General features: G+C 48.2%; 3 protein-coding genes. All 3 read right to left on the reverse strand.

All coding sequences use genetic code 11. The features are described from left to right. Positions 1-360: 360 nt before the first annotated feature. The 3 genes from J0895_RS11450 to J0895_RS11460 all read right to left on the reverse strand — a co-directional run bounded on the left by J0895_RS11450 (position 361) and on the right by J0895_RS11460 (position 5,331). Positions 361-1,536: a CO2 hydration protein gene (locus J0895_RS11450; protein ID WP_207088220.1), complete on the reverse strand. Its 1,176-nt coding sequence runs from the start codon at positions 1,534-1,536 to the stop codon at positions 361-363. A gap of 163 nt (positions 1,537-1,699) precedes the next feature. Beyond that, positions 1,700-3,241, reverse strand: a complete 1,542-nt coding sequence (locus tag J0895_RS11455) for an NADH-quinone oxidoreductase subunit M (RefSeq protein WP_207088221.1) — start codon at positions 3,239-3,241, stop codon at positions 1,700-1,702. 233 nt (positions 3,242-3,474) lie between these two features. Further along, positions 3,475-5,331 carry an NAD(P)H-quinone oxidoreductase subunit F gene (locus tag J0895_RS11460; protein WP_207088222.1) on the reverse strand — a complete coding sequence of 619 codons (1,857 nt, stop codon included), beginning with the start codon at positions 5,329-5,331 and terminating at the stop codon, positions 3,475-3,477. Positions 5,332-5,782: the final 451 nt, after the last annotated feature.

Consider the following 5,782-nt stretch of genomic DNA (forward strand, 5'->3'; position numbering starts at 1 on the left):
CAGCAAATATCTTAAGAAAGGTAGCGGCGACACTGGGATTTAATCTTAGTGGAGTCAGTAGGGGTGCTTTGACTACGCCCTTAAGGTTCAGATTCTGGACTCTTAAAGAATCCCACGCTCTTTAGAGCGTGGGAGTGTCAATTAACAACAGGAGTAGAGATGGTGAAGAATTCTAGGTGTAGTCTTCTTGAGAAAGAGTCCCGGGAGTACACCATAGATTAGAAACCGGGTTTCTTGCGGATAATTTTGCCATGAGCAACTCATTTAGGTCAAAAACCCGGTTTCTGGTCCTTAACCGGGCATTGTGAGACGATCCGGGTGGGTTATCAACCTTCTGGGGAAGGAAACAGATGATTGTTGCTACTTATCCACTGGGGTCAAAAATAACTTACAACTTCTTTCCGTGGGTTTGTTTACTTCACTCAACCGAGAGGTGACAAAGCGATCGACCCAACTTTCGAGATAGGCTCGGTTTGCTTGCTGTTGTTCCGGTTCCTTCGTGTCTAAGGGATGAGGTGCCAGACCCTGAATCGTTGCAGTGGTGACGCAAAACATAGATTTCTGAAAACTTTGGCAAATTTGCACCCGCAAATCATCTTCTCCCCGGCAACTATTGCGATACACTTCATGCAAATAGTCCGGTAGATAGTGCCTCATATCTTGCATCAACAAGGTGGGAGGAATTCCGGCTGCACCTGTGGGTAAGGGGTCTGCATAAAGCGCCCCATAACTAAATTGCTGTTGAAATTCGGGAATTTGATGCGCTTGAGCATTGTAAGAAATAGTACCTGGAAAGGGAGTGCCTCGGAAAAATACCGCCTCGACATAAGGCACTGCTGTATCCGCCAGAAAGGTGAGTCCCGCTTTTTTGGGCAGAATATCGTAAACTTTATCTCCTATTTTTACTGAATAAGTAATGGGGGTACTTGCATCGGCGACTAAGCCATTCAGGACATGATTTACCACTTGAGAAATGGAAGTGATTTCTCCAGCATCATAGCGATCGCTCAGAGAGATAAACATATCGCTCATCACCCGCCAAAATTGGCCCAAGGCACTGTAATAAGCGAGCTGCCGCACTTGTTCGAGCAAAAAATCTGGAAAGAGCTTGTTTAAGCCCAAAATAACCGGATTGAATTTTAATTGACGCTGAATTGCGGCTTCAGCGAGTTCCTTAAATTCCGGACTATCTACATACTCATCTAAGCCGCCGCCTCCATGCCAAAACATGGCTTTCATGCAATATTCGGCATACTCAAAATTAAGGCGATCGTGGAACAAATGTCGCAATAATTTAGGGAAAGAAAATTCTCCATTAAAGTATTTAAAGAATGGAAATATCACTAAAAACTGATGTTCGGCAATATAAATTAAGTTACGACAATAGGCATCTAAAACAACGCCGTAACTTTTGAGGATTCCCACCACTTCTATCAAATTTTCGGGGGAATCCGGGAGCAAATCGCCCCCGGCTTCTAGGCGTTCGATATATTCAATTAAAGGATGGTTAGAATCTTTTAATTTTGATAGTGGCATTTTTTTGAATCTCCTGAATCAATCGCCAAGGGAAATTATTTAATAGGGCAAAATTTTAATTGTGCTTTCCTCTATCATGACACGCAAACTGAGGGTAAACCCCAGAGTGGGTGAATTTAAAACCGACGGCAGGGGTTTTAACCTCCATTCGTCGGTTTAGATTTCAGGGATTGATGGAGAAGAGGATGGGGACATTGGATGCATTGGAAACTGCGATCGCCTCCGTAGGCGCTGCTGCACTCAGGGCAGGCCGGCCCAGACTCAAGGCTGTGGCTGCGGTTTCAGTATAAGCAACCAAGCCACTGGGAAGCAAGCCTAAAATCACGATAATCACCGCTAAAACGATCGCCGGAATGCGATCGGACCACTGTACCGGAGGCAAATTCACCACCTGCTCAGACAAGCGACCAAAAAAGGCCCGGTTAATCAGCAACAAGAAATAAACCGCCGTTAAACCCGTCCCAATCATACTCAAAAGAGTTTGCACCGGAAACACGGGTAAACTGCCGCGAAAGATAATAAACTCTGCAATAAATCCCGCCATGCCGGGTATCCCCGCACTCGCCATCACCGCTAGAACCATCAAGGACCCAATCATCGGTAACCCGCGTTCTGGATTCAACAATCCATGCAACACTCGCAAGTCCCGAGTCCCGGCTTTCTTATAAACCACCCCAACCAACAAAAACAGTAACGCCGAAATCAATCCGTGACTGACCATCTGGAACACCGCACCCACGATGCTCACCGGAGTATTGGCAGCACAAGCCAGGAGAATATATCCCATGTGGGCGATCGAACTAAAGGCCACCATTTTTTTCATGTCAGTTTGGGAAATGGCGCTAAACGCTCCATACAGAACGCTCACCACCGCAACCGTAGCTAACCCAGGGGACCAATAAGCCCAAGCATCGGGAAATAAACCCACTCCAAAGCGCAATAACCCGTAGGTTCCTAACTTCAACAACACCCCGGCTAACATCACCGAAATCGGCGTCGAAGCTTCAACGTGAGCATCGGGTAACCAGGTGTGGAAGGGGACAATCGGGGTTTTGATGGCAAATCCGATTAATAAAGGCGCTAACAGCAGCATTTGCGATTTTAATGGCAGTGATGCACCGGCAAAGGCTTGATAAGCAAAGCTATCAGCATGGGTGAGCCAAACTAAGCCTAAAAATGAGGCGAGAATTAAGATACCAGAAATGGCGGTATAGAGTAAAAACTTGGTGGCTGCATAACCCCGCCTTGCTCCCCCCCAAATCGCAATTAATAGATAGAGGGGGATGAGTTCGATTTCATAGAAGAGGAAAAACAGCAGTAAGTCTTGGGCGAGGAATGCACCGGCAACCCCGGCATTCAGTAGCAAGATTAAAGCGTAGTAAAATCGCGGACGGGTAATCGCCTCATTGGTACTGTAGAGGGCGATTGTGGTGAGCAATCCATTTAAGAGGATTAAGGGTAAAGATAACCCATCTAATCCGAGGCGGTAGCTTAACCCGAGATATTCCAGCCAAGGAAGGTTTTCCTCGAACTGTAACCCGACTCCAGACGGGTCAAATTGACTAACGAGAATTACAGACCAGATGAATGCGGCAACGGTGATCGCCAAGGCAATCTGACGCGATCGCTTTGGGTTCATCTGGTTGGGGAAAAATCCAATGAGAGCGGCACCAATCGTCGGCACCCAGATTAAAGCACTCAGCATCGCTAACTTCTATTGGTCTTTTGAACTGGAATCAAGTATGGGAGGGAGGGGTCACAGAGTTTGAAAGCTATGGATGAGTTAATACTCTCTGATTTCCTTGCTCCTTCCAACTGGGTTTACATCGCAGGACTGAGCCATGACTGGGTAAGGGCAATTCCTGTACTCCCTAGCTTCCCGATCGCGCGGGTTTCATCCCCAAAATTGGGTCAGTCCTGCACCGTAAACCCCAAGGTTTATAACAACGAACTCATCAACAGACCCAAAAGTGTAACGCCAATGAGAATGGTCAAAACATAGAGTTGAGACCCCCCAGGAACGGTATATTTTAAGCCTTGACCACTGAAGACGGTGGCTAAACCGACAAAATTGACCAGTCCATCGACAAAGTAGCGGTCTATCCAAGCGGTGAATCGGGAAAACTGTTGTACAGCTAACACCACGGTGACTCGGTACAGCTTATCGATGTAAAAGTCATAGGCAAACAGGTCTTGCAAGGGTTTCCAGGGCAGTTCTACGGGTTCGGTGCGGTTGGGGTTGAGATAAATCACTCCCCCTACAATACAGCCGACAATACCCGAGAGGACGACCAAGGGCAAGCCAAATACTGCCGGATCCGGTCCGTTTCTGGCCCAAGGTCCTGCCCAACTGAGCAAGAGTTGCCAATTTTGGAGCATCAGGGGCATGAGCAGGGTGACGATGCTTAAGCTGACCATCGGGACGGCCATCGGCCAAGGGACTTCCGGTGCACGACGGGTTTTGGGTTGGGTTTGACCGAGGAAGACGAGGCAGAAGACGCGGGTTAAGTTGAGGGCGGTTAAGCCGTTAAAGACGATCAGGAGGAGCAACAGCCACCAGGGAACGCTCCAAAATCCATTGACCCAGCGTTCCATTGCCCAAAAGTTCCCGAGAGGGATGAGGGCGATCGTCCCGGCGCTACCGATGACAAAGGCGAGGGTGGTGGCGGGCATTTTGGACCACAATCCACCCATTTCGGTGATGTTTTGGTTGCTGGTGGTGAGGATGATGGAACCAATGCTGGTAAAGAGGAGGGCTTTGGCGATCGCATGGGTGAGGAGCAATAAGAGGGCCACATCTACGTGCTGCATCCCTACGGCGATAAAGACTAATCCCAGGACGGCGCTGGTGGAGTGGGAGAGGGTGCGTTTAATATCGATTTGGGCGATCGCCACTAAAGAGGCTCCGATCGCCGTCATCGTCCCCACCACGATTAAGGTGGTTTCCGCAAACGGGGAGAGGGACACAACTGGGGAAAGTTTAATCAGCACATAAGCGCCGCAACTCACCACTAAGGAATTTCGGAGTAAGGAGGCCGGATTTGGCCCTTCCATCGCCTCATCCAACCACAGGTGCAAGGGAAATTGAGCACATTTGCCAATGGGACCGGCGATTAAGGTTAATCCTAGGAAGTTTGCCACCATTGGGGAAAGTTCGGCAGTTTCGGCCCAAACTTCGATATCGGCAAAGTTGAAGCTACCGGCTAGGGTACCGACACTTACCACCCCCATTAGTAATAAAATATCTCCCACCCGTTTGGTTAAAAAGGCATCTCGCGCAGCGGTGACAACTAAGGGTTGGGCATACCAGAATCCGACAATCAAGTAGGTGGAAAGGGTCAGCATTTCCAGTAAGGCGTAACTCAAAAATAAGGAGTTACTAATGGCTAGACCACTCATGGCCGCTTCAAAAAATCCCATCAGGCCAAAAAACCGGGCTAAAGACCAGTCTTTTTCCATGTAGCCTAGGGCATAGACTTGGGCAACCAGACTCAATCCGGTGATTAGTTCCATTGCCCCGGTACTCATTTGGGAGATTTCTAGGACGAAGGAAAGATCTAAATCTCCGGTACTGAGCCAATTGATTACGATGAATTCCGGGCCGTTACCCCAGGTGGTTCTAAATAAGAATCCCCCATGAATAAATGCCACGATGGTTGCGAGTAGGTTGATGTAAGCACCGGGTCTCGGTCCCGTGCGTCGGACGATCGCCGACGACCAGGGTAGGGTTATAATTGCGCCGAGTAAGCTATATAAAGGAACCCACCAACTCGTTTGGACGAGCAACTGATTCATCACAATATTCCTTGATGTCCAATGATTAAATTAACGGGCAACTGTCTTTTTCTTGTCAGTCTTATTTATCAGAAAAAGGGGTTGTTTAAGGCAGATCTATAAGGGGTTGATCTGTGAGTTTTTTGAGGTAGGTTGACCCGCTCAATGTCGGCCTAAAAGGGCAGACGAGAGTGAAGGATTCGGCTGTTTACAATCGTAAATTTTACGGACTGCTCGCCGATTAAGGGGGTTCAATGGGCGATCGCACAGTCCGATGGCAATGGTTCCCACCTTAAATGCGGCAAGGGGGCGGACGCTGTACCTGAAAGGTCAGCGTCTGGGGAATTGCCGCCAGCAAATAAACTGAGCGACAGCGAATCATTATTTGAATTGATACTCATAGCCGTCAGCCTTGTTAATGGTTTTCAAATATTTCGGATGTACATCAAAACTTTTACTACACGCAGTTAAC

This window comes from Phormidium pseudopriestleyi FRX01 (assembly GCF_017313335.1).
GTDB classification, from domain to species: Bacteria; Cyanobacteriota; Cyanobacteriia; order Cyanobacteriales; family Laspinemataceae; genus Laspinema; species Laspinema pseudopriestleyi.